The following is a 26,161-nucleotide window of genomic DNA, read 5'->3' as shown; positions in this document are numbered from 1 at the left end:
CTGTTGGGCAATGCATACCCCAGCGCTGCTGTTTCTTTGGATGATGGCCCGATGGGAGTACTACCGTTTATGGGCAGTTTGGCAGGTAAGCGCCCCACGAACTTAGGCGTCAAAGACGGTAAGCTGTCTCCCTGCCCCAACACCTCTAACTGTGTGATCAGCGAGAGTGATGCCGATCCAAAACATGCGATCGCACCCTTGGCCTATAGTGGCGACCCCGCTCAGGCCATGGCTCTGCTAGAGGCTGTGGTCAACGCCATGTCTCGCACTAAAATTATTGAGAAAACCGATCGCTACCTCTACGCCGAGTTCACTAGCAAGCTGATGGGCTTTGTGGACGATGTGGAGTTTTACCTCGACCCATCTACGCCCGTCATTCAGGTGCGATCGGCGTCGCGCCTCGGCCAGTCTGATGGGGGCGTAAACCGCAAGCGCATAGAAGCTATTCGCCAGGCCCTGGCCTCAGCGTCGGTCGTTGAATAGACCAGATCCGTTCTAACACTCGCCAAAAAGATTCCCCTGGCCTTATCGAGGTCAGGGGAATCTTTTTGGCATCTCTTTCAGGTTGGAGGGCTAGAGAAAGCCTGGATTTAGTCTCTAAAGATCGCGTTCTCTAGCTGCTGAAGGGCTACCTCTAGGTCGTCATTGACGATTTGCTCGTCAAACTCTGAGGCAGCATCGATTTCAACCAGTGCCCGCTGGAGCCGTCGCTGAATGGCATCGTCGGCATCCTTCCCTCGCAGGCGAATGCGGCTTTCTAGCTCTTCTAACGAGGGGGGCAGCACAAACAGCTGTAGCGCATGGGGAAAGGTGGTGCGCACCTGGCGAGCACCCTCTAGCTCAATTTCTAAAATCACCCACTGGCCAGCTTCAATCTCCTTCAGCACCGGGGTCTTGGGAGTGCCGTAGAGGTTGCCCGCGAACTCGGCCCACTCCAGCAGTTCCCCCTGCTCGACCATGGCGCGAAATTCGTCCCGGCTGACGAAGTAGTAGTCTTGGCCGTTAACCTCGCCGGGGCGGGGCGATCGCGTGGTGGCCGACACCGACAGCTTGAGCGCCGGATAGCGGTGGCGCAGCGCCCGCAGCAGCGTGCCCTTGCCCACCCCGCTAGGGCCGGTAAACACAATCAGCCGACCCCGGCGCGGGGCGAGGTCGGTCTCGGTGGTTAGGCTCAGGGTCTCTGGGCTGAGGGTCTCTAGGGGTGCTGGGGTGCTGACGGTCATGGCGACGGCTGTATGGCTAAGATTTCTTATTCTAGTGAACCCAGAGCCTATGGAAGGGCTAAATTCCAGATGACTTTATACCGTTGGTAAATCAAACAGCACGGTGGTCATATATCGCTCGGCCCAGGCGTCGCCAAAGGCTTTTTCGAGCACTCGCCGGGTTTTGTCGTTCTTTTGCTGCTGCTCGCAGTAATTGCGCTGGCCAGCCAGAATGCTCTCTAGCTGGGCCGGAGTCGCTGGGGTGGCGATCGCCTGCTGACAGTGCAGAGCCAAGTAGGTGGCAATCAGATCGACAAACGCCGTCTCTTCATCAGGGCTGGCTGGGCGAATAAACCGACAGTAGGGCGAAAAAATGGTGCCCCATCCCGGCAGATCGCGCTCTTCACTAAAGCTCTGGGCCGGCAGGGCCTCCAGAACAGCGGTGTAGCCCGCCGGTAGAACGTTGCCCACGGGGGACAGATCAACAATGGCGGCGCTGATGTTTCCACGCCCGCCCACCAGGTCGCAGCCAAACATGGGCAGGGCGTACTCGGGGCGGGGAAACATCACGCAGTGCAAGATGTCCAGGTTTTTGCCCACGCGAGCCAGCTCCAGGTGCAGCTTACGAAACTGGGGGGTCTGGTAGCACTGGTTTTCAATGGTGAGCCGTTCGCCCTCCAGGCGGCCCTCAATGTAGCCGAGATCCTCTGGCAGGTGGTAGGGCGATAGGTCGAGATACTGCCGCCAGGTGGCTTCAATGCGATCGGCTAAGCCCCGAATCATCGGGTGCTGCTGGTCGCGCAGGGAGATTGGAGTTGGGGCTACCATGACACCCAAAGAAAGAGCGATAAGTATTCAGCATACCAGTCGCAGTCAGGATAGATACTAGAGCTCTCTGTCACTACAGCCAGCTACAATTTGGCCACGGGCGTCGTTAACTGCATAAGGTGCCATTGCCGTGAAGCTCATCGATTGGATCAACCTGGTTGCTCTGGGCATTGTCCTCGTCATTATTTGGCAGTTTCGCCAGATCGTTTTACTAATGTTTGCCGCGGTGGTAATTACCATTGCGCTCAACAGTCTGGTGCGACTTTTATCGCGGGTGTACGGCTGGCCGCGCGATCGCGCCGTGCTAGTCACCGGGGCGCTGGTGCTGTTGGGCGGCGTGGTTTTTTTGGGCTTAGTGCTGCCTTTATTTATCAACCAGTTCCAAGAACTGCTGCTGCTGACGCCCAAAGGGTTTGAGCAACTGGGGGGGTGGTTTGAAGCCTTCCAGGAAAACCCGCCTGCATGGTTTCCTGAGCAAGATTTACGGGTGCTGCCGCCCCTGCCCGACCTGCTGCGTCAGGTGGCTTCCATCGGCTCCACGGTGTTTGGCAACTTTCTGACGTTTTTCTCTAGCTCGATGGCGATTTTGCTCCAGCTGCTGCTGCTGGCCGTGCTGACGCTGATGATGCTGGCTAACCCCCCGGCCTACCGCAGACTGCTGCTGCGCCTGTTTCCGTCGAGCTACCGTCGCCGGGCCGACGAAATTTTGACGAAGTGCGAGCATTCTCTGATGTTCTGGCTGGGTGGGGTGGCGCTGAGCTCAATCTTTGTGGCCACAATCAGCTTCACCGGGCTGGTGCTGCTGGGGGTGCCTTACGCCTTTGCCCACGCGGTGCTGGCTGGGGTGTTTAACTTTATTCCTAACCTAGGGCCAACCCTAAGCGCGGTGTTTCCGGTGTTTGTGGCGCTTCTCCAGTCGCCGGGTAAAGCGTTAGCCGTTGTTGTGCTCTACGTGCTGATTCAAAACGTTGAGAGCTACTGGTTTTCGCCAATGGTGATGCAAAAGCAGGTGTCACTGCTGCCCGCCGCTACCCTAGTGTCTCAAATCTTCTTTGCTACTTTCCTAGGCCCAGTGGGGCTGGTGTTAGCCCTACCCCTGGCGGTGGTCTGTAAGACCTGGATTGAAGAAGCTTGGATTATCGACGTGCTCGATCGCCCCAGAGGCCATGCGGCTGAGCCCCTATCTAGGTCGCCCGAAGGCCTGGAACCGATTGCGGAACCTTTGGCCTCTGAGGATGTTTAGGTCAGCTAACTTAATTTAACTGGAGCTTGAGTTCAACTAGGTGTTTTTATAAACCATCCTCCCGCCCCAACTTTCCTATAGGCCGAACTGACGTTTTTCAAACTTTCAACCCCAGACTAAGTCGTCCTAAGTGTTGGGAGGCCACAGTTGCTAGCGGAAGTATAATTTGAGACATCAGGGGCGATCGCCTGCTGCTGACAACGGTAGAGACTTGTCAGCCTGAGGGGATCTTCATAGACTAGCTAGGAACTGCTGCGGAGAGACCTACGTCTCGCCATTGACGGGTATACGTAGACGAGCAGGTTTGGTCTATGGCTATACCTGCTTCCTTAAAATCTATATAAATTCATATTGACAGCCCTATGCTGAGCGTTATTATCCCGGCCTACAACGCTGCAACCACGATCGCAGACCAGCTAAATGCCCTATCTCAGCAAGCATTCGCTGGACCTTGGGAGATTGTAGTTGGCGACAACGGTTCGACCGACGGCACCCTAGATGTGGTGCGGCGTTACCAGCAGACAATGCCGCATCTAAAGGTGGTGGACGCCTCAGCCCGCCGGGGAGCTGCCCACGCTCGCAACATGGCCTGTGCCCAGGCTCAGGGCGACGCGCTGTTGTTCTGTGACGCTGATGATGCGGTAGCTCCCGGCTGGCTGGCGGCGATGGCCACCGCTCTAGAAAAGCACGACTTGGTCTGCGGCCGACGCGAGATGGCGCAGCTCAACGATCGCAACGAATTTTCTGCTGCGCTGACCAGCATTGAGGGCACCGGGAAGCTCTACCATCCGTTTCGGCCCTTTGGCTCAGCCAGCAACCTAGCGGTTAAGCGGGTGCACCATGAGGCGGTGGGCGGGTTTGACGGGCAGTTTTTGGCCTTGCAAGACATCGACTACTGCTGGCGCATTCAGGCGCTGGGGGTGACGCTGCACGAAGTCAAAGATGCGGTGGTGAATTTTCGCTTTCGCGGTGACGTCAGGTCTAACTTCCGGCGGCTGAAAAAGTTTGGCTACTACTCTGCTCGGCTATACCGCAAGCACTGGGCCTATGGCTTTCCAAAAGGGATGCTGTTCAAGTGTTTTCTGTCGCTGCCGCTAGTGCCGGTGAAGTTTGTGGTGCGGGTGCGCGATCGCCCCACGCTCTTCCTTTGGTTTCTCAACTTGGGCTGGAGCCTAGGCTACTGGCACAGCTGGCTTGACATGGCGAAGGAGGCCGTGGTGGCTCAGCTCGGTCGTGGTAAGGCCGCTCCGGAGCTGTCGGCGGGCTAGGACTGTTATTCAGCAAAAAGGGATTGGGGTGTTGTCGAACCCCAATCCCTTTTTGCTGAGACCTCAGCTAGCAAATCTGGGGCCTAGGCGTCGTCTAGGGCAGCGATGCCGGGCAGCTCTTTGCCTTCGAGCAGCTCCAGGCTAGCGCCGCCGCCGGTGGAGATGTGGCTCATTTTCTCGGCCACGCCCACTTTCTCGACCGCTGCCACAGAGTCGCCGCCGCCAATGATGGTGGTGACGCCCTGGCCGGTAAGCTCGGCTAGGGTGTGGGCGATCGCCTCGGTACCGGCCGCAAACTTGTCGAACTCAAACACGCCCATGGGGCCGTTCCAGATCACCGATTTGCACTGCTTCAGCGCATCTTGGAACACTTTGATCGAGTCGGGGCCAATGTCGAGGCCCATCCAGCCGTCGGGGATGGCGTCAACGCTGGTGGTTTGAGCATTGGCGTCGGGGGCAAAGTTGTCGGCCAGCACCACGTCGGTGGGCAGCAGCAGGTCAACGCCCTTTTCCTTGGCCTTGGCTTCGAGAGCTTTGGCCAGCTCCAGCTTGTCTTCTTCCACCAGCGATTTGCCCACGTTGAGGCCCCGCGCTTTGTAGAAAGTGAAGATCATGCCGCCGCCGATCAGCAGCTTGTCAACCTTGTCGAGCAGGGTCTCAATCACGCCAATTTTGCTGGAGACCTTAGAGCCGCCGATGATCGCCGCCAAAGGCTTTTGGGGATTTTCGATCGCCGCCTGCAAATACTGAAGCTCTTTCTCAATCAGGTAGCCCGCTACGGAGGGGCTGAGGTATTTGGTCACGCCCTCAGTGGAAGCGTGGGCTCGGTGGGCGGTGCCGAAAGCATCGTTCACATAGAGGTCGGCGTTGGCGGCGAGCTGCTTAGCAAACTCAGGGTCGTTGGCTTCTTCGCCGGCGTAGAAGCGCACGTTTTCGAGCAGGGCCACCTGGCCATTCTCCATCGCGCTTACGGCGGCGGCAACTTCGTCACCGATGCAGTCGTCGCACTTGATGACCTCTTGACCCAGCAGCTCGCTCAGGCGAGTAGCAACCGGGGTGAGACGCATGCTCTCTACCACCTGGGCCTTGGGGCGACCGAAGTGGCTGGTGAGAATCACCTTGGCCCCTTTGCCGGTGAGATCTTGAATTGTGGGTAGAGCAGCCCGAATGCGGGTGTCGTCAGTGATCGCACCCTGGTCGTCAAGGGGCACGTTGAAGTCGGCCCGCACCAGTACCCGCTTACCCGAAAGGTCGGCTGCCGTTAGGCTCGCCACCGATTTTTTAACCACGCTATATACCTCCTAAAACGGTTTAAGACTCTGCATTTATTACGTTATGCAGCGCGCGGGTGGCGGCGGCCCCAACCTTGACTAAGGTAGATTTGAGGGAGCGGTGCAGCCCAGCCCAGGTGCTGTGTCTGTCGTAATATTTACCTATTGCCGCCCTCATTTTACCGGAGTGTGAGTTCCCTTCGATACGCCATGTTCAAGACGGTTTTATTTCCCATCGACATGAGTTCTGAGGCGCAGCAGGCGGCTCCCAAGGTGGCAGAACTGGTCAAGGCTCACCAGAGTCGGCTGGTTTTGCTGTCGGTCGTCGAACCGAGGGAGGAGGCGAGTCAGCCTTCGGCCCAGTCATCCCCCGAGGCGGTGGCTAAGTTGCTCGGGCAGGCCAAAGCCCTGTTCGCAGCCCAATCGATCGACACCGAAGTGCTTGAGCGAGAAGGTCAACCGGCCTTTGTCATCTGCGATGTGGCCGATGAGCTCAATGCCGATCTAATTGTGATGGGCTGCCGCGGTGTAGGCCTGATCGAAGACGTGCAAGATGAGAGCGTCACCACGCGGGTGATTAATCTATCGCCCTGCCCGGTGCTGATTATTCCGTAGGGGAAGAGGTGGATGGGTAGGCGGGTGGATGGGTAGATGGGTAGATGGGCGGTAAGCGCCACAATCCCTAGAGAAGGACAGCACATAGGGGCATTGCCAGCCTGTAGGGTGGGCAATGCCCATCAGACTCTCTATCGTCATTCAGATCATCTTGACCCACCTATCTCCATAGGCCTCCAAAAAATTCTCCCCGCCTTAGATCCTGACGGACGATCGCGAGCGACTTCTCCCGGCTGAGTTCGGGCGGGTAGGCGATCGCCCCTAGAGGGTTGTCCTGGCCTTTAAAAGTACCCGCTTGGGTAATAGGCTCGCCAGCAGATATTTGCCAAACTCCAAGGAAGTTTGACGCGCCCGCTGCTGGGCACCGCTGGCCTCAACCCCAAGGGCAACCTATGACTTTCACAGCCTCTACCTACGCCAACTTTGTTGCCGCTGCAACCCCGGCGCAGGAGCGCCTCTTTTTGCAGTACATGGGCTCGCGCAACGACTTCGATATCATCGTGGTGGGTTCTGGCATCGGCGGCGGTCTGCTGGCCGACGACCTGGCCGATCGCTTCGGCCAGCAAAAGCGCATTCTTGTTTTAGAAGCCGGGTCGTTCATCTACCCGACCCACACCTATAACCTCTGCCGATTTCCCAACGCCAGCGTGGCCAAACACTTTGCTTGCGACACCTTCTGGCAAAACGGTAACTCCAACTCCCAAAACTTCATCGGTGAGAAGCCTCAGCTCAACTTCGGTGGGCGCTCAATCTTTTGGTCGGGCCTGATTCCCAGCGTCCAGGAGTGGGAGCTAGACTTTTTCCCTGATCGCGTGCGTCAGGCCCTGGCCGGAGGGCTGCTCAACCAAGCGGGCGAGATCATGAACGAGTCACGATCGATGGGGGCTACTGCCCAGGCGATTGTCACCCAGCTGCGGCGCTCGCCCCTGGCTCTCGACTTCTCTATTCAAGAAACCCCTCGGGCACTGCACCAGCCCTATCTGGAGTCCGACGGCACCCCCAAAGACCAGTTTTTCACCGAGCCCACCGGGGTTTTTAACACGGCGGAGCTGCTGATTAACGAAATGGGCCTCACTCCTGGGGTCAGGGACAGCGACGGGCCAGGGCTGCACCTGCTGCTTAACCACTTTGTTGAAGACATTCAGCAGCAGGGCAACCAAATTGCCCTGGTGGCCCGCAATACCCTGACCGGGCAGGTGCGCGTCTTTAACGCGGGTAAGGTGGTGCTCGCTGCTGGGTCGATTGAGAGCCCGAAGCTGCTGCGCCGATCTAGCCTCTACCCATCGCTGCCCGCTGAAACCCAGGCTCTAGTGGGGCGCGGGCTAACCGATCACCCCACCTCTAGCGAGATTACTACCTTCGCCACGGGCATCGGCAACGTCAGTCTTAACTCCGACCACCACGCCAAAATCGTGCTCTACTCCCGCGGGTTGCGCGACGCCAACGGCCAGATTCGCTATCCGTTCAACGTTGAAATGAACATCAACCACGAATACTGGCACCTGCGGGAGAATGATCCCACCGCCGCCTCAGCTAGCAACCCCGCTGGCCCGGCCCGCATCGACATCAAGTTCAGCTTTGGCAACTGCCTTGATGACACCAACGAGGTCAAGCCTGCACCTCCCTTCGGCTACGTGCCAGAGGTGCAGTTCGGCAACCTGAGCTGGGCCGACCGCCTGGCCGAGTCGCGCTTCCCGGCCTTGGCGGGGTGGAACAAGGGCACCCCAGAGATCTGGGCCGTGCTCAATCAGGTCACCTTCCAACTCTTCTCGCAGTTTAACCACAATGGCCAACCGGCTCGTCCCGTCAACGAGGTCTGGTATGGTCAGGGCGGCAAGGGGTTTGGCTGGGGCACCGTGCACCATGCTGCTGGTACCCTGCGCATGCCTTACCGGCCCCGATTCAATGCTCCTTTTGCAGCCGCCTCGGTAGTAGATGAGGACCTGCGCGTCAATGGCACCCAGGGCCTATACGTCTGCGATATGTCGGTGATGCCCTTCAGCTCTGCCGCAAACCCAGTGCGTACGCTTGCCGCCCTGGCTCTGCGCCTCTCCCAGCATCTGGGCTGAGTGGCCTGAGTCTGGAATGCCGCTCATCTTTTGCTGCTAATCGTTGTCGAAGAACTTCCCCAGCCCCAGTTCTTGGCGGACGATCGCTAGCGGTTTGTCCCAGTTGAGTTCGGGCGGATAGGCGATCGCCGCCTGCCCCCTTACCCCCATGCGAAAGCCGCGCCACAGCGCCCGCAGCAGTGGCATCGTCCACAGCGGGTTGGTCAAACTCAGCGGCACAAAGGAGAGCACAAACACGTTCAGCAAGTCTCGATACTGCACCAGGGTGTAGGCGGCTACCCCAAACTCACCAATCGGGGCAGCATCGAAGCCAGTGTAAATGTGGTAGATATCGTGGCTAATGGCGATGCGCTGGCGCAGCCACTCGCTTTGGGCCTCATCGGCAATAAACGTTTCAGGGTCAAACCCGTAGCGGATCATATGGCGGGCGTAGGCACCGCCTAAGGTGTCGGGCGGTAGCTGCACCAGGGCATTGAGATCGACTGAAATTGTGCGATGGGCTAGGTGAGATGCCTGTTGTTCCAGGCGCTGCTCGACCCAGCGTTGCCACTGGCTGCGGCGTTCAGCGGCGAGAATGTGTCGAATACCGGCGGCGGGATCGCTTAAAAAAGCTCGGTAGGCAGCCCTTAGCTCTAGCCAGTTGATGCCGCTCAGGGGCAATCGAGTACGTCGATCATAGGAGGATGGCTGAATTCGGCTAACCACGACGTTTCTCCAGTGAGGAAAGGATGTGAACAAATGCGATCGCAGATAGGGGCGATCACTCAAAACAGACATAATGAAAATGCAATTGAGTGTATATGCAACTTTTTGCATTCCAAATATCCCAATACTATATGCACTTAAATGCATAGTCAATATTTTGCATATTTAGTTTTGCAACTTGCTCTATGGCTCTTTCCCACGCAATTCTTTCGGCCCTCACCGATCGCCCCTGTAGCGGCTACGATCTGGCCAAGCAGTTTGACGGCTCAGTGGGCTTCTTTTGGCACGCCAGCCACCAACAGATTTACCGCGAGCTGACCAAGTTAGAGCAGCAGGGGTTGGTCACTGCCGAAGCGATCGCCCAGGCGGGCAAACCCGACAAAAAAATCTACAGCGTCACCGCAGCGGGTAAAGCTCAGCTCAAGGAGTGGATTGCTCAGCCCACTAAATGCGTACCTACCAAAGACGATTTGCTGGTCAAGCTTTTTGTGGGCTACCTGGTGCCGCTGGAAACCATGGAGGCTACCCTTGAGCATGAGCGCGCTCAGCATGTGGCAACGCTGGAAGCCTATCGGGATATTGAGCAAAAATACTTCTCCCAGCCCGAGGCTATGCCTCTAGCGTCGCGATTCCAGTACATCACTCTGCGCAACGGCATCCACTACGAAACCAGCTGGCTCACCTGGTGCGACGAAACTTTGGCCACCCTCAGCACCCTTCCCACCCAGGATGCCTCTGCACCCTCGGCAGAACCCTGCGAAGAACCCCTTCTCCAAAAGAGCGATATTAGGTAAGGGAAGCCGTTTCCCAAAATAGGTTTATTCTCAGTAGGTGCGTCGCCGTGGAATTAGTTGCAAGCTACACATTGGTCTCGCCTCACCTTTTGGCTTGATGCACCCTGCGATCGCTAAAGAGCTTTTCTCTACTCCCCACCCCATCACTCCCTCACCCCCACCCCCATGTCCACCCCCGAAATCCAGTGGTATCCCGGCCATATCGCCAAGGCAGAAAAAGCCCTGGTCGATCAGCTCAACCGCGTGGATGTGGTGCTCGAGGTGCGCGATGCCCGCATTCCGGTATCGACGCGGCACCCCAAGGTTGATACCTGGGTGGGCGAGAAACCTCGCGTGCTGGTGATCAACCGGGTCGATATGATTTCAACCGAGGCCCGCACCGCTTGGGAGAATTGGTTTCGTCAGCAGGGGGAGGTGCCCTACTTCACCGATGGGCAGCAGGGTAAGGGGGTGAAGGCGATCGCAAAAGCCGCTCAGACCGCTGGCGAGGCCGTCAACCAGCGCCGCCAGGCTCGCGGCATGAAGCCCCGCCCTGTCCGCGCCGTGGTGATCGGCTTTCCCAACGTGGGCAAGTCAGCGTTGATCAACCGACTGCTAAATCGCAAGGTGGTGGCTAGCGCCCGCAAAGCCGGAGTCACTCGCCAGCTGCGGTGGGTTCGTCTGTCGGGCGATCTCGACCTGCTCGACGCGCCAGGCGTCATTCCCTCCCGCATGGATGACCAGGCGGCCGCCCTAAAGCTGGCCATCTGTGACGATATTGGCGAAGCCTCTTACGATACCCAGCGCACAGCCGCCGCGTTTCTGGATGTGATCAAGGGCTTGCAGCAGACGGGCTCCCCAGACGATTACCGCGATGGTTTGCAGGCTCGCTACGGCCTGACGCTGGATGACTGCACCGGGGAAGACTTTGTAATTCAGGTGGCGACCCAGAAATTTCAGGACAATGTAGAACGCACGGCTAAACGCATTCTCAATGACTTTCGCACTGGGCTGCTGGGGCCATGGGTGCTGGAGTGGCCTCCAGTCTGAGATGCTGTTTGCGAATGGAACAGCCCCGTAGGTCTACAGCAAAATGGCAGAAGATAGTCATCCTCTGCCACTGCAACTGAATAATTTAGTTGTGTCTAGGCGATTTACCAGCGGGAAAACTCGCGGTTGCCACCATCTCGGCCGCCGCCGCCACCGCCGAAGTTGCCGCGGGGAGCACCACCACCGGCGCGCTTTTCTTTGGGACGAGCTTTGTTAACGCGCAGCTCGCGACCCATCCACTCAGCTCCGTCGAGAGCCTCAATGGCAGCGTCTTCGTCAGCTTCCTTCTCCATCTCGACAAACGCGAAGCCCCGGGGGCGACCGGTTTCGCGATCGGTGGGCACCGTTACTCGGCTAACGGCCCCGTACTCGGAAAAGACTTCAGTGATGTCTCCTTCCGTAGCATTGTAGGCGAGGTTTCCTACATAAATCGACATGGCACAACTCCAAAATTGACATGTAATGTAGACAAGTTCGATTCGGAGTGGTACACATCGATTACCCGAAAACTGAAATCAGACTGTGATTGCCAGCCTACCGAAAGCAAAACATGTTACCCGCCTACTTTAGCATAAGGTTTCTGGAGATTAATCGTTCTGTAACACTGTGACAGCAGTCGTTACAGCCATTGAGACCGGGGCCTCCCATAAGTTTTGTAACACGCTGTTTAGAGCACTTGCTAGGGCTCGATTAGCGTCTGCCGTAGAAGGTAACCTCAACATCAGCACACCAACCGGCGGCCAAATTTTCGTACAAAAAGACGCGCTCTACTCGGTAGTACACGCCGTCTCTAAATACGCAGTCACCGATACGCGGAATAATGGGATAAGTGGCAAACCACAGGGCGTCTTTGGTGGGAGCGCTGGGACTGTTGCTGCTAGCTGCCAGATAAAATACCTGAACCTTAAACCCCTGGCCCGCACTGGTAGGAGTCGAGATAGGGCTTTCACTGGGCTGACTGCTGCTTTTGCCGGTGGTTTTTTTGGTGGCCACAGAGTTGGCGATGAGGGGTACGGGTGCTTTGAGGGGGATTGCACCAGTAGTCTACCAAGACTATGGACGGGAGTTTGTGGAGATGGAGAGTTGAGCGCAAGATTTAAGGTTGAGGGTGCAAGGTTTGACCTCAGAGTCTGACAGCTTAAACCTTGCACCCACTAGCTCTGGTAGTTAAGACTGCCCTAGGGCCGGTCTTTGACCACCGCAGTTTTAGCTGTTGCCGCGACGCTTGAGGGCAGCAACCATCTGCTGGCGCACGGCCCTAGCCCACTGGTCAAACTCGACTGCGGGGCGAGCGTCTTGGTCGAGGGTGGCTCCAAATCCCTGATTATTCCTGTCCTGCGTCATAGCCTTGTCCTTGTTGTCTTTATAGATAGTTAGGTTTATTTTTCTGACCTAGACCATTATTCCCTGAGGTCAGTTCGCTAGGCTATGCCCCCGGGTAGGGATTTCATAACCTGGAATTAGGGGAGAAGCGCTAATTGCAGCGGTAGGATCGCTACTGTAGGCCGGGTTGAGGGCTAAAAGAGTATGAAAAGCCATGGCTTCACGACCGCCCCAGGACGATAGAGGGCAGAATGGCTCTATATGAAATCTTTGCAAATTTTCTCCTATGCGCCCCATTCGTACGTTTAATGTGACTCCGGCCCTGCCCCAGCGGCTAGAGGCGCTGCGCACCCTGGCCTACAACCTTCACTGGGACTGGGATGTGGAGATGGTAGACCTGTTTCGGCGACTGGACGGCGATCTGTGGGAGTCGAGCCGCTACAACCCAGTATTGATGCTGGGCACTATCAGCCAAGCGCGATTGAATGAGATTGCTGAAGACGAGGGGTTTTTGGCTCAGATGGACCGGGCGGCCCAGCGGCTGGAGGACTATCTGAGCGATCGCGCCTGGTACAAAAAACACCGCAAGGCCCCAGTCTCGGGCGAATGCTACGCTTACTTTTCCATGGAATTTGGTCTCACCACCTGCATGCCAGTGTACTCAGGCGGTTTGGGGGTGTTGGCGGGCGATCACCTCAAGTCGGCCAGCGACCTGGGCCTGCCCCTGGTGGCGGTGGGCCTGCTTTACCAGGAGGGCTACTTTGCCCAGTACCTAAACGCCGACGGTTGGCAGCAGGAGCGCTACCCGATCAATGACTTTTACAATATGCCCCTGCACCTGGAGCGGGATGCCAACGGTCAGGAACTCAGGATCGAGGTGGAGTATCCGGGGCGGGTGGTGTACGCGCGGGTATGGCGGGTGCAGGTGGGCACGGTGCCGCTCTATCTGCTCGACACCAATATCGAACCCAACAACCAGTACGACCAGGACATCTGCGATCGCCTCTACGGCGGCGACATCGACATGCGCATTCACCAGGAGGTGATGCTGGGCATTGGCGGCATTCGCATGCTCAAGGCTTTAGGGCTGACGCCGACGGCCTACCACATGAACGAGGGCCACTCGGCCTTTATGGCCCTAGAGCGCATGCGGGTGCTGATTGAAGAACAGAGCCTGACCTTTGCTGAGGCGCTTCAGGTGGCCCAGGCCAGCCAAATGTTTACCACCCACACCCCGGTACCCGCTGGTATCGACCTGTTTCCGCCGGAGAAGGTGCTGCACTACCTGGGCCGCTACCGCGAGCGATTTGGCCTGGGCGATGCCGAGTTTTTGGCCCTGGGCCGCACCGATACAGGAGATTTTTCGGCCCCCTTTAGTATGGCGGTGCTGGCGATTAAGACGGCGACCTTTATCAACGGGGTGAGTAAGCTCCACGCCGAGGTGTCGCGCGATATGTTTGGCGAACTGTGGACAGGGCTGCCCCTGGGCGAGGTGCCGATCTACGCCATCACCAATGGGGTGCACGCCCGCAGCTGCGTAGCTCGATCAACCCAGGCGCTCTACGATCGCTACCTCGGCCCCAACTGGGCCGAAGCCAGCCCTGGTGCATCGCTGTGGGAACGGGTGTACGCCATCCCCGACGACGAGCTGTGGCGCAACCACGAGCAGTGCCGATCGCACCTGGTGGTGACGGTGCGCGATCGCCTGGCCAAGAGCACGCGCGATCGCGGCGGCTCAACCCGTGAGCTAACCGAAGCCCAGGAGTGCCTCGACCCCTTTGTGCTCACCATTGGCTTTGCTCGTCGCTTTGCCACCTACAAGCGCGCCACCCTGTTCCTCCACGACCTCGAACGCATCCGCAATATCATTAATGGTAATGGCGGCGATCGCCGCGTGCAGTTTGTGATTGCGGGCAAGGCCCACCCCAAAGACATTCCCGGTAAAGAACTGATCCGCAGCATCATTCACTTCACCCGCGATCAGGGGTTGAGCAAATCCATTGTGTTTGTACCCAACTACGACATTCACCTGTCGCGGGACATGGTGGCCGGTTGCGACGTGTGGCTCAACAACCCCCGTCGCCCCCGCGAGGCCAGCGGCACCAGCGGCATGAAGGCGGCGATGAACGGCCTACCCAACCTCAGCGTGCTCGACGGCTGGTGGGATGAGGCCGACTACATTCGCACCGGCTGGCCCATCGGCCACGGCGAAGACTACGACGACCCTAACTACCAAGACGACGTGGAGGCCAACGCCCTCTACGACATTTTGGAGAAAGAGGTGGTGCCGCTGTTCTACGATCGCGACAAAGACGAAATCCCTCGGGGCTGGGTAGCCAAAATGAAGGAGGCGATCTACTTCAACACGCCCCAGTTCAACACTGCTCGCATGGTGAAGGACTACGCCAATTTGGGCTACTTTGCGGCCAGCGATCGCGCCTCTACCCTAGCCTCGGCGAGCTACAGCCCCGGCAAAGAGCTGGCCACCTGGCAAGCCCGCATGGCTGACCACTGGTATGACGTGCGCTTTGAAGAAGTGGCTATCTCTGACACGACTAATCTCCAGGTGAACCAACCCTTTAAGGTGACCGCCGCCATTCAGCTCGGTGCCCTCACCCCCGACGATGTGCAGGTCGAACTCTACCAGGGCACAGTCTCAGTAGATGGCGAAATTCACTCGGGGGTAGCGGTGCCCATGGCCCATCAGGGGCCAGATGCCAACGGCAGGAGCATCTACGCCTTGGAAATGGAGTACACCGCCAGCGGGTTACAGGGCCTGTCGCTGCGCATTTTGCCCCGTCACCGATACCTCAACAGCCCTTATGACCCCAAGCTAGTGCTCTGGGCCGATCCAGATTCGGTGCGGATTGTCTCGGGAGTGGTGACGCCTACAGCAGCGCTGGTGTAGGCAAGGTCTGTCTGGTTCACTATGGGCTAAGCGCTTGTGGATCAAATGCCGATTGTCAAAAACGGAGTGCACAGCGCGCGGACAGGTCGGAATCTGGGGCAGGGGCGATCGCCCTGCTGCTTTCTGGCCATCGGCTTGGGTGACGGGGGCAATCTGGTCCGTGGACAGCGGCGCATAGCCAAGCGTAATCACTACGCTTGAGATGGTGTAGTGATTGGGTTTCTGGGGATAAGCAGCAGATCTAAACGTCACCTTAAAAGCCCGGTTTCTAACCGCAAGCATCAGTCGCACTATGGAGAAATCGCCATGGCCTCAGTTCAGGTTTCGTCGAACGCATCGCGCTATGGCCAAGACGTGGCTATCCGCAAGTTTCAGCTGGTTGCCGACGAGCCAACCCACCTCGGCGGCAGCGACCAGGGGCCGACTCCAACGGAGCTAGTTTTAGCAGGACTGGGCAGCTGCAAAGCGATCACCATCAAAATGTATGCCGAGCGCAAGGGCTGGCCGGTGGAGAATGTCTACGTCGCGGCGGAGCTGCAAACCGTGGAGAAACAGGCGGTCATTGTGGCCTACCTAACTTTGGTGGGCGACCTGAGTGCTGAACAGCGCGATCGCCTGCGAGAAATTGGCGATCGCTGCCCCGTGCACCGCTTGCTCAGCGCCGGCACCTCGATTCAAACCGTTTTGACCCCTGCTGCAATCCCGTTGCCATAACCCATGAACCCATCCCCCATTCAGACCGGGTTTGATCGCATGTTCCAACCCAATCAGCTGACGGTCGGCGTGTTCTTTCCTATCGAGGCGTACAAGGGCAACATTCCCACTATGCAGCATCAGGTAGAGCTGGCCCAGCGAGCTGAGGCCCTGGGCTATGCCGCTCTCTGGGTGCGAGATGTGCCGCTCTACGACCCCACCTTTGGAGACGTGGGGCAGATTTTTGACCCCTGGGTTTATTTAGGCTACATGGCGGCGAAGACCGATCGCATTGCCCTGGCCACCGGCAGCATTATCTTTAGCCAGCGCCACCCGTTGCACCTAGCGAAGTCAGCGGCTTCGGTCGATCAGCTTTCCGGAGGGCGCTTGGTGATGGGGGTGGCCTCGGGCGATCGCCCGGTGGAGTTTCCTGCCTTTGGGGTTGATTTTGAGACGCGAGGCGATCGCTTTCGCCAGACCTTTGCCGACTTCAAACAGGCGCTGGCATCAGAATTTCCCGTGATTCGTTCCTCCCTTACTCAGCTAGAGGGAGCTGATGTGCTGCCCAAACCCGTCCACGGCAGCATTCCCCTACTGGTAACGGGCCACAGCCGCCAAACCCCCGAATGGATCGCCGAGCACGCCGACGGCTGGCTCTATTACCCGCGCCATCCCCACATGCAGGCCCGCATGATTCAAGACTGGCGCGCCCTGGTCGATCGCGTTGCCCCCGGCCGATTCAAACCCTATGCCCAATCACTCTATGTCGATCTGGTGAATGACCCGACCGCTGCGGCGACGCCAATTCATTTGGGTTACAGGTTGGGGCGCGATCGCCTGCTCGACCTGCTGCTGCACTTGCGCGACATCGGCGTCAACCACGTAGGCCTCAACCTCAAGTATGGTGAGCGCCCGGCAGGTGATGTGCTAGAAGAAATTGGTCGAGAGGTGCTACCGCACATTCATTCAGAGGTTTTGACCCATGAACGAGTATCAGTCGGTTAACTGTGATCTCTACGACGAGCTAGAGGCCCTGGCCACCCTACACCAGACTTGCCCAATTCACTACCGCACCGAGGGCGGCGATGGCGTGAGCACTGAAGGCCAAAGTGTTGATTTCTTTGTGGTTGAGAAAGCTGAGTACCTGCGGCTAAAAGACGGCACCGAAATTCGCCTCGATCGCTTGATTTCTGTAGATGGCAAGCCGGTACAGTTTGCAGAAGTCTAACGGCAGAGCTGCTGGGGCAGGTGCTGCATAGTGCGCTCAAAGATGGCGGCATCGTCCATAGCCCGCGCCATAATCAGTGCGCCCTGAATGGCGATTAGAGCCTCTTCGCTACGTTCCTGGGCCAGGGATTCTGCCATACCAGCTTGGGTCAGAACAGTGGCGATCGCCCCCATCCACCGTTGCAGCATGCCCTGCACCTGGGGCTGAAAGTTTTCCTTGGCGGAGCCCAGCATTAGCGAGGCGAGCATACAGGGCTTTTGGCCGTGGCTGTAGGCCTCACAAATGCGATCGCCCATGCGCGTCAGCCGGGCCAGCGCATCTCCTTCGCTTTCCAAAGCATCTAGCGCCGTTGCTTGCAGCCACTGATCGAGGGTGTCTAGCACCGTCGTCACCATGTCATCTTTGCCGCCCGGGAAGTGGTGATAGAGACTGGCCTTGCCCAAACCCGTTGCCTGGGAGATTTTTGACAAACTAACCCCGTCGTAGCCGTACTGCCGAAACAGATCAAGTAGGGGCGGCACATAGGTCTGCTTAGCCGCAGTTGGCTTAGCCATTACCGCGCGTCTCCAAAAAATGATTTTCACCTATTGACAGTATACCGAACGATCAGTACAGTAGTCGTGTACCGAACGTTCGGTACCTAGTTCAGGGCTAACGTTGCCCTGCTGCTCACCGGCAAAATCGTCGGGGCATTAGTCCTTCAGCCTTTTGATCGCCCCCGCTCCCCTTTCCTAAGGAACCCACCATGATTCAGCTCTACGGTCACGAAGTCTCTGGCAACAGCTACAAGGTTCGTCTCTTTCTAGAACTGCTCGGCCTCGACTATGAATGGGTCCAGGTTGACCTGATGCAGGGCGCCCACAAAGCTCCCGAATTTCTTGCCCTCAACCCCTTTGGCCAGGTGCCAGTGCTGGTGGATGGTGAGGTTAACCTAGCTGATGCTCAGGCGATTTTGGTTTACCTGGCGCGGCAGTATGGGGGTGACACCTGGTTGCCCACCGAGGCGCTGCCCCTGGCTCAGGTGGTGCGCTGGCTCTCAACCGCTGCTGGAGAAGTGCGCCAGGGGCCTGAGAATGCGCGGCTTTACCACCTGTTTAAGGTGGCCAATATCAACATTGAGCGATCGCATCAAAAAGCCGAGCACATTCTCACCCAGCTCGACAAGCACCTCCACAGCCGCTTGTGGCTGGAGTTTGAGCGCCCCACGATCGCCGATATAGCGGTGTTCCCCTATGTGGCCCTGGCTCGCGACGGCAACATTGACCTCGATGCCTACCCCAACCTGCTCGCCTGGATTGAGCGCGTCAAGCAGCTGCCCGGCTTCATCGCTATGGCTGGGGTGTAAAACGCCATGACAAATCTAGGCTGGCCTCAGGATGACTCCCCTTTCCACACCGGAGAACTAGCGATTCAGACCCGACTGGGGGTGCAAGAGCGCATGGATAGGCAAGGGCGACGGATTATTCGAGACTACTTGCCTGACCAGCACCACGAATTTTTTGCCCAGCTGTCCTACATTTTGGTGGGCACGGTGGCGAGTGATGGTCAGCCCTGGGCCTCAATTTTGGTCGGGGAGCCGGGGTTCATCACCTCCCCCGATCGCGGCACCTTGCACATTGCTGCTCAACCCCTATTTGCCGACCCGCTGCACACTACCCTAACGGTGGGGGCTGATATTAGTTTGCTCGGCATTGAGCTGCACACCCGCCGCCGCAACCGCCTAAACGGCACCATAACGGACATTCAGCCGGAAGGATTTACGGTGGCGGTGGGCCAGAGCTTTGGCAACTGCCCCCAATACATTCAGGCGCGGCAGTTTGATCTGCAATCTTTTGATGCAGCGGCGGCTAAACCCGTACAGGCCCTGGTGATGCTGGGAGATGCGGAAAGGGCGCTGATCGCTGCTGCCGATACCTTCTTTATTGCCACCGCCTATCAAAATGCGTCGGCAGGATCAGCCAGCGGTGTGGATGTGTCGCACCGGGGTGGCAAACCGGGCTTTGTGAGAATTGACGACGCGCAGACGCTCACGATTCCAGATTTTTCGGGCAACTTGCACTTCAACACCTTTGGCAATTTGGAACTCAACCCTCGCGCTGGACTGATCTTCATCGATTTCGACCGGGGTGACTTGCTCTACCTCAGCGGCACTGCCGAAGTGATTTGGGATAGTCCCGAAATTGTGGTCTACGAAGGGGCCGAACGTCTGCTGCGCTTCTGTGTAAACCAGGGCTACCGCGTCGAAGGCAGCCTGCCCCTCACCTGGTCAACCCCCGAGTTTTCGCCCTTCTTGAATGACACGGGACCTTGGCGACATCCTGAATAATGGAACATGGCAAACACCGTTTCAGGGCGATCGCCGTTTACCCATACCCATCCACCCTCCCACTCATCCACCCACCTACCCACCTACTTCCCACAAACTCCACGCCGACTTTACCCAGCGCATTGTCCTCGCCACCCCAGAAGCAAGCGTATTACAGGCCGGTTACAGGGGCAGCACTCTAAAAAATCGGCTGTCTATAATGGGCTCTAAGTGGCTGCTGCAAGTCGATTCTAGGTTTGCAGCCCCTAGCACCCTCAAGGACCAACCCACCATGGCACGAGCAAAAACCGAAACAGCCTACATGCTCTGGACGCTAGGTTTCTTGGGTATCTGCGGGCTACATCGGTTTTATACCGGGCAGGTTGTGTTGGGAATCGTCTACCTCTGTACCTTTGGCTTGTTTGGCTTTGGCCAACTCATCGATCTGGTGCTGGTGCCCGGTATGGTCAAAAACCGCAACGATTACTTGCGGCGACAATATTTGACCGAGTGGGGCGAAGAAGGTTTGGTAATGCCAGTGCCGATGGAGCGAAACTTGGTCGCCGCCCAGGGCGTTGCCCAGCTTCAAACTGACTCGATGCAGCAGCTGCTAAGGGTAGCCTACGCCAACGGAGGCAAGCTTTCAAAGGCACAGGTAGCGCTCCACACCGGACTGAGCACCGATCGCGTAGACGCCCTAATTCATGAGGCGCTGCGCTGCGGCTATGCCGATGTCACCAACGATCCAGACTCTGGCGCAGTGCGCTACGTCTTCGATCTGTAGAGACTTAGTAGATCGGAAACAATCTCTCATGACGAGATCTAGCCCTTTCCCAAGCAGAGCGAGGAACTTCGAAAAGTTTTCCGGCTCCCCTCTCCTCCCTGGGAGAGGGGCTGGGGGAGAGGGCTAGCAGAGGCTTTGCGATCGCCTGAAGCTGCGATCGCAGTCAAACTCGTTCTTTCTGCAGCCCCAACCCTACTGCGCCTTCATCCAGTCGAGACACTTCTGCATGTGCTGATGCATGGTGGCTTTGTCCGCGTGGTGGCGGCGACCGTGGCCAGGCAGCACCCACTCAAAGTCGTAGGCAGCCAACCTTTCCATCGACTTGATTTGCTCAGGCCAGGAATACCAGCAGACAGAGCGAAAGGCGTGGAGCTGATGCAGTCGCACCGACCAAGCCAGGTGATCGCCAGTAAACAAGACGCGGTTGTCGTACAGCAGCACCGTGTGCCCCTTGGTGTGCCCCGGCACGGGAATAATTGTCAGGTCGAGCGCTAGCTCTACCGAGTCAGTGCCTTGAATCTGAATCTCTACCGATGCGGTGCTGGAGCCGATGTCGTCGACGTGGAGAATGCGATCGCAGCCAAACCGGTCATGAAACTGCTGGTGGTCGGCCACATCATCCTGGTGGGTGAGGTAGAGGTAGCGCACGCCACCTAGGGCTTCGAGCTGCTTCACTAGAGGGGCGGCAAAGCGGGGCGAATCGACCAACACGTTGCCCTCGGGCCGCTGAATGAAGTAGCTGGCCGCCCCGTAGGATTTTTCGGAGTGGTAGCCGCAGTGATAGATGTTGTCGGTGACAGGGATAGGAAAGCTGGCTTGCGCCGCCTTCATACCTTTGGGCGGCTCCACGGTGCCAATGGAGGCGGTGGGGCAGGCAAGCAATGCTTGCAAGGCGGCCAGCCGTTCTGCCGCTGTCTCGGGCTGGTGCACTACCGCCGACTGTCCAGCCTCACGGGTAAATACATCCGGAACCATCCAGCGGCAGGTGTCGCAGTCAATGCAGGAGCTATCGACGTAGAGATCGCCCTCTACGTTTTGGGGGCGGCGGGCGGTGAGGTGAGCCATGGTGATTACCCATCAATAGTTTGAGTCTATCGCTGGGGACCGGCAATCGTGGGGCAGCGTGCCAACAGATTTAGCCTCTGCCAAAGAGCCGCTTCAGCGGATTTGAGGCGATTTGTCCTAGCGGGGTGCGACTGCGCTTGGCCGCTTGCACCGGGTCGTCAGCGGTGAGAATATCAACGGCGCGATCAAACTGTTTGTCGCTGTCGGATTGACTGGTGCTAGACGCAAAGGTGGCAGCCGGTGCGTCGGCCTGGGTATCAGATAGAGCCGTTTGGTAGGCCTGGTTCAAATGCGGCAGGCTGGCGGCGATCGTAGGCAGTTCTAAAATGCGAGCCTCTAGATTTTGACCAATGGCATGAATCTGTTTTTGCAATCCTTCTGGCAATGCGCTGTCTTGCTGCCCTAGGGCGGTGATGAAGGCTGACAGCGTTTTTTCTTGTTGGGGATTTAGTATAGGCATGGTTTTGGAGTCCAAACAGTACTGTAACGAGGTCGATCGCAGGGTGCTTTTATAGAGCGGCTTGACATACTAAGACCAACCCCGATGGCGCGTTGGGCTATTGCTAAAACACAACCTATAGCGCTGCTTAGATCGAGGTTTTCGCTCTAAGGTTTTACTCTTCAGGGCTTGCTCTTTGATAGTAAGAAACTTTGTCAGCGGTGATGGCGATTCATGACATAAATCCCACTTTGGGCAGAGCCGTCTTCTGTGTCGGACGGCTGATTGACTCAGCGGTAGGGGCATTGCACTGCAATGCCCCTACACAATATTGGCTTCGAAACAGGACTTTGTAAGTTGAGCGGTTGTGCATTGGCGAGCGCGGTCAGCAGCTCGAACGTTGGTTTAAAAACACGGCATTTCGGCAAGTTACTTAGAACTTAGGTGAATCAATCGACGTTCAAAGAAAATTACTCGGAAGCTAGCGTGAATCACTTGGCGTTCCGAGAAAATTACTCGACAGCTCAAGTAAATCACTCGATGCTTCGAGAGAATAACTCGGCGTCCAGAGCAAAAGACTCAATGTCTAGAAAAAACAACTCGGCTTTGAGAGCAAAAGATTCGGCATCCAGAGAAATTTACTCGGCTCTGAAAGCAAAAGACTCAGCGTTCTGAGCAAATTACTCAATGCTTAGAGCAAACGCTTGGCGTTTTGGGTTAAATGTCTCATCCCTTGCCCAACTGCTACCCATAGATTGACATAGCTTAAGCAATGTCAATCTGACTACGTTTTAGACGTTTCAGAGTAGGATGGCTTTATGCCAGTCAGGGTTAGACTGTTTGGCCCAAGGTGTGTGCAGCTCGGTAGCACGGTGCCTTGGCCCTGAAGCTTTAACGTCACCAAAAGGTTTATTGCGCCCATGTCCACCGCCCGCCGCACGTTTCAGATCGAAAGCTTGCAGACCGACAACAACGGCTACAAATCGTTTGAAATGCCGGGGGCCAAACCCCACTACAATCCCGATCGCCCTGGCCAGGTCGAGCACATTGCCCTAGACCTCAGCCTCGACCTGGAGCAAAAGGTTTGCGCAGGCACCTGCAAAATTCGCATTAATCCTGTGCGCGACGGCGTTGATAGTTTGACGTTGGATGCGGTGAATCAGCAGATCGAATCGGTGAAGGTGGGCAGCGCTAAGCAAGACTTTGACTACGATGGCGAACAGTTAATAGTGCGGCTCAAGAAACCCACGATCGCTGGGGAAAGCTTTACGGTAGCGATCGCCTACCGCCTCGTTCAGCCCGAGCGCGGCATCTATTTCATCGGTCCTGATAAGCACTACCCCGACAAACCTGTGCAGGTGTGGACCCAGGGCGAAGACGAGGACTCGCGCTTCTGGTTTCCCTGCTTCGACTACCCGGGCATGCTCTCGACCTCAGAGATTAAGGTGCGAGTCCCCGCCGCCTACCAGGTGGTTTCCAATGGCGAACTGGTGAGCACGACCGAAGATGGTGACCACAAAATTTACCACTGGCACCAGCAGCAGGTACACCCCACATACCTGATGGCCTTGGCCGTGGGCGAGTTCGACGTCATCCAAGACCAGTGGCAAGATATTCCGGTCACCTACTACGTCGAGAAGGGCCGCAAAGACCAAGGCCAGCTCACCATGGGCAAAACGCCCCGCATGGTGGAATTCCTAAGCGAAAAGTACGGCTACCGCTACGCCTTCCCCAAGTACGCCCAGGTGTGCGCTGCCGACTTCATCTTTGGCGGCATGGAAAACACGTCGGTAACGATTCTCACCGATCGCTGCCTGCTGGATGAACGCGCTGCGATCGACAACCGCAACTCCGAATCCCTGGTCGTCCACGAGCTGGCCCACCAGTGGTTTGGGGATTTGCTGGTGATCAACCACTGGAGCCACGCCTGGGTGAAAGAGGGCATGGCCACCTACTCCGAAGTAATGTGGACCGAGCAGGAGTATGGCCCCGACGATGCCGCCTACTACCGCCTGGGCGAGGCCCGCAGCTACCTGAGCGAAGACAAGAGCCGCTACCGCCGCCCCATGGTCACCCACGTCTATCGGGAGGCGATCGAGCTGTATGACCGCCACATCTACGAAAAAGGGGCCTGCGTCTACCACATGATTCGCGCCGAACTGGGCGACGCCCTGTTCTGGAAGGCGATCCACACCTTTGTGCAGAACAACGCCCACCAGACGGTGGAAACCATTGACCTGCTGCGGGCGATTGATAGGGCCACTGGCCGCAACCTGCGACCCCTGTTTGATCAGTACGTGCTGCGCGGCGGCCACCCCGACTACAAAGTGGCCTACAGCTGGGATGGCGACAGCAACCTGGCCAAAGTCACCGTCACCCAAACCCAGGCCAAAGACGGTGACACCAGCAGCACCAGCGGCTTGTTCGATCTGAAAATTCCGATTGGCTTTGGGTTTGTGGGCAAAGGAAAGGCTGGCAAAGTTGAGGTCAAGCCGTTCACCGTGCGCATCCATGAGCGGGAGCAGGCGCTGTTCTTCCCCCTCGACAAAAAGCCCGACTTTATTAGCTTTGACATCGGCAACCACTACCTCAAAACCGCCGAGCTGGAGTATCCGGTGGCGGAACTCAAGGCTCAGCTCAAACACGACCCCGACCCCCTATCGCGGATTGCGGCGGCGATCGCCCTGGCCAAAAAAGGCAGCCTCGAAGCCGTCACCGCCCTGAGCGCTGCCCTCACCGACGAACCCTTCTGGGGCGTCCGTGTCGAAGTGGCTGAACAGTTGGCTTCGGTGAAGCTCGATCAAGCCGTTGGGGGACTGTTGAAAGGGCTGCAAGACCCCGAAGCTCGCGTGCGCCGCGCCGTGGTGGAATCCCTCGGTGACATTAAAACTGCCGAGAGCTTTAAGTCACTCAAAAGCATCGCCGAAAAAGGCGACCCCAGCTACTACGTCGAAGCCGCCGCCATTCGCTCCCTCGGCAAGGTAGGTGCGGCCGATCTGGAGGGCAAAGCCAAAGACAAGAAAATCCTCAAGCTGCTAGAGAGCATTCTCAAAGAGCGCCAGGGGTGGAATGAGACGGTGAGATCGGGGGCGATCGCGGCCCTCAGCCAGTTCAAATCCTCCGAAGAAGCGCTGGATCTGCTGCTCAAGTACACCGAACCCGGCACTCCCCAGGCTCTGCGACTGGCGGCCATTCGTTCCCTAGGGGCGATCTCTAAGGGGCAGAGCAAACCCAACATAGAGCGCATCTTGGATCGACTGGAGGCCATTGCCAGCGAACCGTTCTTCCTCACCCAGGTATCGGCAGTGTCGGGTCTGAGCGGCATTGAAACTGGGCGGGCGATGGGCATTCTGCAAAGCCTGGCCGATCACACCCCCGATGGTCGGGTGCGCCGCCGCGCCCAGGAAGCGGTGCAGGATGTTCAGAAAGCGATCGGCAAAGACAAAGCGGTAGAAAAGCTACGCCAGGAGCTGGACGATCTGAAGAAATCCAATCAGGAACTCAAAAGCCGCCTCGAAACCTTGGAGGCGAAAGCAAAGTGATACTGTACTGTCATTGCTTTGCGTGACGCGTCTCAGCTACTGCGGCCTTCTTTGCTTTCATCATGCAAGATCAACAGTCACTCATTCTGTTCGACCAAACGGTTGCGGCTTCCTACGACGGGAAAACCGCTCTTTGAGTATCGGGACGCGATGCACTCTTTTCGTTGATACGCCTGATTTTCGCTGAGCTTCCGGCTGAGGCGCGGATTTTGTGTGTCGGCGTCGGAACTGGAACGGAGCTGATTGCTTTGGCACAAGCCTTTCCGCAGTGTCAATTCACGGCGGTCGAGCCTGCGCCTGCGATGCTAGACATCTGCCGTCAAAAGGCTGAAGAAAATGGCATCGCCTCGCGCTGCACGTTCCACGAAGGCTTTCTTGACTCGCTGCCCGCTTCTGACCCGTTCGATGCGGCGACTTGCCTGTTGGTGTCTCAATTCTTTAAAGCAGCGGACGAGCGGAGCCACTTTTTTAGTCAAATAGCCCAACGCCTTTGCCCAGGCGGAATTTTGGTCAGTTCTGATCTAGTTCTAGGCCTGTCGCCTTCGGTTCATCAAAGCTTGTTTGAAGTTTGGCTGCGAATGCTCGGAGGCTCCGGTTGGGGTGAAGAAGACATTGAGAAGGTGCGCGCTGCCTGGCGTCTGCATATCACGGCTTTAACTCCGTCTGAAATTGAAGCAATCATTGCAGCGGGCGGCTTTGATACTCCGGTACTGTTTTTTCAAACCCTTTTTATTCACGCCTGGTTTTCAAAGCGAAAATTGCCGGGCTAAAAGAGTTACTGTATCCAATCTCGCCCCGAGTTGCACAAGAATTGAGGCTGTGCTGACTTAGCGAAAAATCTCCAGCTATA

General features: G+C 57.3%; 26 protein-coding genes. 16 read left to right on the top strand and 10 right to left on the bottom strand.

Translation table 11 applies throughout. The features are described 5' to 3' along the window. The first annotated feature begins 69 nt into the window (after positions 1–69). The gene (locus tag H6F59_RS21145; protein ID WP_347403937.1) at positions 70–483 is read left to right on the top strand and encodes a DUF1499 domain-containing protein; all 414 of its coding nucleotides are present in this window, start codon (positions 70–72) and stop codon (positions 481–483) included. A 107-nt stretch (positions 484–590) separates the two neighbouring features. Here the strand turns inward: H6F59_RS21145 and gmk are convergent, their stop codons facing one another. Then, positions 591–1,223, bottom strand: coding sequence for a guanylate kinase (gene gmk / locus H6F59_RS21140; protein WP_190705190.1), 633 nt, complete (start codon positions 1,221–1,223; stop codon positions 591–593). A 75-nt stretch (positions 1,224–1,298) separates the two neighbouring features. Next, positions 1,299–2,030: a phycocyanobilin:ferredoxin oxidoreductase gene (locus tag H6F59_RS21135; protein WP_190705187.1), complete on the bottom strand. Its 732-nt coding sequence runs from the start codon at positions 2,028–2,030 to the stop codon at positions 1,299–1,301. 130 nt (positions 2,031–2,160) lie between these two features. Between H6F59_RS21135 and H6F59_RS21130 the strand changes: the two genes are divergently transcribed. After that, positions 2,161–3,273: an AI-2E family transporter gene (locus H6F59_RS21130; protein WP_190705184.1), complete on the top strand. Its 1,113-nt coding sequence runs from the start codon at positions 2,161–2,163 to the stop codon at positions 3,271–3,273. Between the two features lie 362 nt (positions 3,274–3,635). Continuing rightward, positions 3,636–4,541: a glycosyltransferase gene (locus tag H6F59_RS21125; protein WP_190705181.1), complete on the top strand. Its 906-nt coding sequence runs from the start codon at positions 3,636–3,638 to the stop codon at positions 4,539–4,541. A gap of 83 nt (positions 4,542–4,624) precedes the next feature. On the opposite strand, the gene H6F59_RS21120 is transcribed toward H6F59_RS21125, so the two are convergent. Beyond that, positions 4,625–5,830, bottom strand: a complete 1,206-nt coding sequence (locus H6F59_RS21120) for a phosphoglycerate kinase (RefSeq protein WP_190705178.1) — start codon at positions 5,828–5,830, stop codon at positions 4,625–4,627. A 192-nt stretch (positions 5,831–6,022) separates the two neighbouring features. Here H6F59_RS21120 and H6F59_RS21115 point away from each other — a divergent pair, with 192 nt between their 5' ends. Beyond that, positions 6,023–6,427, top strand: coding sequence for a universal stress protein (locus tag H6F59_RS21115; RefSeq protein ID WP_190705912.1), 405 nt, complete (start codon positions 6,023–6,025; stop codon positions 6,425–6,427). 392 nt (positions 6,428–6,819) lie between these two features. After that, entirely contained in the window at positions 6,820–8,496 is a 1,677-nt protein-coding gene (locus tag H6F59_RS21110) for a GMC oxidoreductase (protein ID WP_190705174.1), read from the top strand. Between the two features lie 36 nt (positions 8,497–8,532). Here H6F59_RS21110 and H6F59_RS21105 read toward each other — a convergent pair whose 3' ends face one another. Next, positions 8,533–9,273 (bottom strand): Coq4 family protein, encoded by a 741-nt coding sequence (locus H6F59_RS21105; protein ID WP_199325914.1) that lies wholly within the window; start codon positions 9,271–9,273, stop codon positions 8,533–8,535. Between the two features lie 113 nt (positions 9,274–9,386). Here H6F59_RS21105 and H6F59_RS21100 point away from each other — a divergent pair, with 113 nt between their 5' ends. Both H6F59_RS21100 and ylqF read left to right on the top strand, forming a co-directional pair. Next, the gene (locus H6F59_RS21100) at positions 9,387–9,995 is read left to right on the top strand and encodes a PadR family transcriptional regulator (protein WP_190705171.1); all 609 of its coding nucleotides are present in this window, start codon (positions 9,387–9,389) and stop codon (positions 9,993–9,995) included. Positions 9,996–10,160: 165 nt separating this feature from the next. After that, positions 10,161–11,024: a ribosome biogenesis GTPase YlqF gene (gene ylqF / locus H6F59_RS21095; protein WP_190705168.1), complete on the top strand. Its 864-nt coding sequence runs from the start codon at positions 10,161–10,163 to the stop codon at positions 11,022–11,024. Between the two features lie 104 nt (positions 11,025–11,128). On the opposite strand, the gene H6F59_RS21090 is transcribed toward ylqF, so the two are convergent. From H6F59_RS21090 to H6F59_RS21080, 3 genes are all read right to left on the bottom strand, one after another. Further along, complete coding sequence (locus H6F59_RS21090; protein WP_190519114.1) at positions 11,129–11,461, bottom strand: RNA-binding protein; 333 nt, start codon at positions 11,459–11,461, stop codon at positions 11,129–11,131. A gap of 253 nt (positions 11,462–11,714) precedes the next feature. Continuing rightward, positions 11,715–12,017 carry a hypothetical protein gene (locus H6F59_RS21085; protein ID WP_190705165.1) on the bottom strand — a complete coding sequence of 101 codons (303 nt, stop codon included), beginning with the start codon at positions 12,015–12,017 and terminating at the stop codon, positions 11,715–11,717. Between the two features lie 213 nt (positions 12,018–12,230). Then, entirely contained in the window at positions 12,231–12,368 is a 138-nt protein-coding gene (locus tag H6F59_RS21080; RefSeq protein WP_190519110.1) for a hypothetical protein, read from the bottom strand. A gap of 265 nt (positions 12,369–12,633) precedes the next feature. Between H6F59_RS21080 and glgP the strand changes: the two genes are divergently transcribed. The 4 genes from glgP to H6F59_RS21060 all read left to right on the top strand — a co-directional run bounded on the left by glgP (position 12,634) and on the right by H6F59_RS21060 (position 17,176). Next, positions 12,634–15,255: an alpha-glucan family phosphorylase gene (glgP, locus tag H6F59_RS21075; RefSeq protein ID WP_190705162.1), complete on the top strand. Its 2,622-nt coding sequence runs from the start codon at positions 12,634–12,636 to the stop codon at positions 15,253–15,255. 306 nt (positions 15,256–15,561) lie between these two features. After that, on the top strand, positions 15,562–15,969 hold the full coding sequence (locus H6F59_RS21070) for an OsmC family protein (RefSeq protein ID WP_190705158.1): 408 nt from the start codon (positions 15,562–15,564) through the stop codon (positions 15,967–15,969). A gap of 3 nt (positions 15,970–15,972) precedes the next feature. Further along, positions 15,973–16,953 (top strand): LLM class oxidoreductase, encoded by a 981-nt coding sequence (locus H6F59_RS21065; RefSeq protein WP_199325913.1) that lies wholly within the window; start codon positions 15,973–15,975, stop codon positions 16,951–16,953. Continuing rightward, positions 16,931–17,176, top strand: a complete 246-nt coding sequence (locus H6F59_RS21060) for a hypothetical protein (protein ID WP_190705155.1) — start codon at positions 16,931–16,933, stop codon at positions 17,174–17,176. The genes H6F59_RS21065 and H6F59_RS21060 overlap by 23 nt, the downstream gene beginning before the upstream one ends. Here H6F59_RS21060 and H6F59_RS21055 read toward each other — a convergent pair. Beyond that, on the bottom strand, positions 17,173–17,730 hold the full coding sequence (locus H6F59_RS21055) for a TetR/AcrR family transcriptional regulator (RefSeq protein WP_190705151.1): 558 nt from the start codon (positions 17,728–17,730) through the stop codon (positions 17,173–17,175). The genes H6F59_RS21060 and H6F59_RS21055 overlap by 4 nt on opposite strands. A gap of 191 nt (positions 17,731–17,921) precedes the next feature. Here H6F59_RS21055 and H6F59_RS21050 point away from each other — a divergent pair, with 191 nt between their 5' ends. The 3 genes from H6F59_RS21050 to H6F59_RS21040 are packed head-to-tail and all read left to right on the top strand — an operon-like array spanning position 17,922 to position 20,265. Next, a complete protein-coding gene (locus H6F59_RS21050) occupies positions 17,922–18,521 on the top strand; it encodes a glutathione S-transferase family protein (protein ID WP_190705147.1) in 600 nt (199 codons plus the stop codon). Positions 18,522–18,527: 6 nt separating this feature from the next. Continuing rightward, positions 18,528–19,502 carry a pyridoxamine 5'-phosphate oxidase family protein gene (locus tag H6F59_RS21045; RefSeq protein ID WP_190705144.1) on the top strand — a complete coding sequence of 325 codons (975 nt, stop codon included), beginning with the start codon at positions 18,528–18,530 and terminating at the stop codon, positions 19,500–19,502. Beyond that, positions 19,471–20,265: a TM2 domain-containing protein gene (locus tag H6F59_RS21040; protein WP_242021612.1), complete on the top strand. Its 795-nt coding sequence runs from the start codon at positions 19,471–19,473 to the stop codon at positions 20,263–20,265. The genes H6F59_RS21045 and H6F59_RS21040 overlap by 32 nt, the downstream gene beginning before the upstream one ends. Positions 20,266–20,457: 192 nt before the next feature. On the opposite strand, the gene H6F59_RS21035 is transcribed toward H6F59_RS21040, so the two are convergent. Together H6F59_RS21035 and H6F59_RS21030 are read right to left on the bottom strand one after the other, a co-directional pair. Next, complete coding sequence (locus H6F59_RS21035; RefSeq protein WP_190705141.1) at positions 20,458–21,330, bottom strand: MBL fold metallo-hydrolase; 873 nt, start codon at positions 21,328–21,330, stop codon at positions 20,458–20,460. A 70-nt stretch (positions 21,331–21,400) separates the two neighbouring features. Continuing rightward, complete coding sequence (locus tag H6F59_RS21030; protein ID WP_190705137.1) at positions 21,401–21,790, bottom strand: hypothetical protein; 390 nt, start codon at positions 21,788–21,790, stop codon at positions 21,401–21,403. 899 nt (positions 21,791–22,689) lie between these two features. Here H6F59_RS21030 and H6F59_RS21025 point away from each other — a divergent pair. Both H6F59_RS21025 and H6F59_RS21020 read left to right on the top strand, forming a co-directional pair. Next, positions 22,690–25,311 carry a M1 family metallopeptidase gene (locus H6F59_RS21025; RefSeq protein ID WP_190705135.1) on the top strand — a complete coding sequence of 874 codons (2,622 nt, stop codon included), beginning with the start codon at positions 22,690–22,692 and terminating at the stop codon, positions 25,309–25,311. A 164-nt stretch (positions 25,312–25,475) separates the two neighbouring features. After that, the gene (locus tag H6F59_RS21020) at positions 25,476–26,081 is read left to right on the top strand and encodes a class I SAM-dependent methyltransferase (protein ID WP_199325912.1); all 606 of its coding nucleotides are present in this window, start codon (positions 25,476–25,478) and stop codon (positions 26,079–26,081) included. The last annotated feature ends 80 nt before the right edge of the window (positions 26,082–26,161 follow it).

Source organism: Nodosilinea sp. FACHB-141, from assembly GCF_014696135.1.
Taxonomy (GTDB): Bacteria; Cyanobacteriota; Cyanobacteriia; order Phormidesmidales; family Phormidesmidaceae; genus Nodosilinea.
Note: the sequence above shows the minus strand (reverse complement) of the source record. Positions and strands in the feature narration are given on the sequence as shown.

What these genes read in the sequence shown, in the direction of transcription:
- H6F59_RS21145 (WP_347403937.1), top strand. Translation starts at nt 70, where the DNA reads ATGGGCAGTTTGGCAGGTAAGCGCCCCACGAACTTAGGCGTCAAAGAC.
- gmk (WP_190705190.1), bottom strand. Translation starts at nt 1,223, where the DNA reads ATGACCGTCAGCACCCCAGCACCCCTAGAGACCCTCAGCCCAGAGACC.
- H6F59_RS21135 (WP_190705187.1), bottom strand. Translation starts at nt 2,030, where the DNA reads ATGGTAGCCCCAACTCCAATCTCCCTGCGCGACCAGCAGCACCCGATG.
- H6F59_RS21125 (WP_190705181.1), top strand. Translation starts at nt 3,636, where the DNA reads ATGCTGAGCGTTATTATCCCGGCCTACAACGCTGCAACCACGATCGCA.
- H6F59_RS21115 (WP_190705912.1), top strand. Translation starts at nt 6,023, where the DNA reads ATGTTCAAGACGGTTTTATTTCCCATCGACATGAGTTCTGAGGCGCAG.
- H6F59_RS21110 (WP_190705174.1), top strand. Translation starts at nt 6,820, where the DNA reads ATGACTTTCACAGCCTCTACCTACGCCAACTTTGTTGCCGCTGCAACC.
- H6F59_RS21105 (WP_199325914.1), bottom strand. Translation starts at nt 9,273, where the DNA reads ATGTCTGTTTTGAGTGATCGCCCCTATCTGCGATCGCATTTGTTCACA.
- H6F59_RS21100 (WP_190705171.1), top strand. Translation starts at nt 9,387, where the DNA reads ATGGCTCTTTCCCACGCAATTCTTTCGGCCCTCACCGATCGCCCCTGT.
- ylqF (WP_190705168.1), top strand. Translation starts at nt 10,161, where the DNA reads ATGTCCACCCCCGAAATCCAGTGGTATCCCGGCCATATCGCCAAGGCA.
- H6F59_RS21090 (WP_190519114.1), bottom strand. Translation starts at nt 11,461, where the DNA reads ATGTCGATTTATGTAGGAAACCTCGCCTACAATGCTACGGAAGGAGAC.
- H6F59_RS21080 (WP_190519110.1), bottom strand. Translation starts at nt 12,368, where the DNA reads ATGACGCAGGACAGGAATAATCAGGGATTTGGAGCCACCCTCGACCAA.
- glgP (WP_190705162.1), top strand. Translation starts at nt 12,634, where the DNA reads ATGCGCCCCATTCGTACGTTTAATGTGACTCCGGCCCTGCCCCAGCGG.
- H6F59_RS21070 (WP_190705158.1), top strand. Translation starts at nt 15,562, where the DNA reads ATGGCCTCAGTTCAGGTTTCGTCGAACGCATCGCGCTATGGCCAAGAC.
- H6F59_RS21065 (WP_199325913.1), top strand. Translation starts at nt 15,973, where the DNA reads ATGAACCCATCCCCCATTCAGACCGGGTTTGATCGCATGTTCCAACCC.
- H6F59_RS21060 (WP_190705155.1), top strand. Translation starts at nt 16,931, where the DNA reads ATGAACGAGTATCAGTCGGTTAACTGTGATCTCTACGACGAGCTAGAG.
- H6F59_RS21055 (WP_190705151.1), bottom strand. Translation starts at nt 17,730, where the DNA reads ATGGCTAAGCCAACTGCGGCTAAGCAGACCTATGTGCCGCCCCTACTT.
- H6F59_RS21050 (WP_190705147.1), top strand. Translation starts at nt 17,922, where the DNA reads ATGATTCAGCTCTACGGTCACGAAGTCTCTGGCAACAGCTACAAGGTT.
- H6F59_RS21045 (WP_190705144.1), top strand. Translation starts at nt 18,528, where the DNA reads ATGACAAATCTAGGCTGGCCTCAGGATGACTCCCCTTTCCACACCGGA.
- H6F59_RS21040 (WP_242021612.1), top strand. Translation starts at nt 19,471, where the DNA reads ATGACACGGGACCTTGGCGACATCCTGAATAATGGAACATGGCAAACA.
- H6F59_RS21035 (WP_190705141.1), bottom strand. Translation starts at nt 21,330, where the DNA reads ATGGCTCACCTCACCGCCCGCCGCCCCCAAAACGTAGAGGGCGATCTC.
- H6F59_RS21030 (WP_190705137.1), bottom strand. Translation starts at nt 21,790, where the DNA reads ATGCCTATACTAAATCCCCAACAAGAAAAAACGCTGTCAGCCTTCATC.
- H6F59_RS21025 (WP_190705135.1), top strand. Translation starts at nt 22,690, where the DNA reads ATGTCCACCGCCCGCCGCACGTTTCAGATCGAAAGCTTGCAGACCGAC.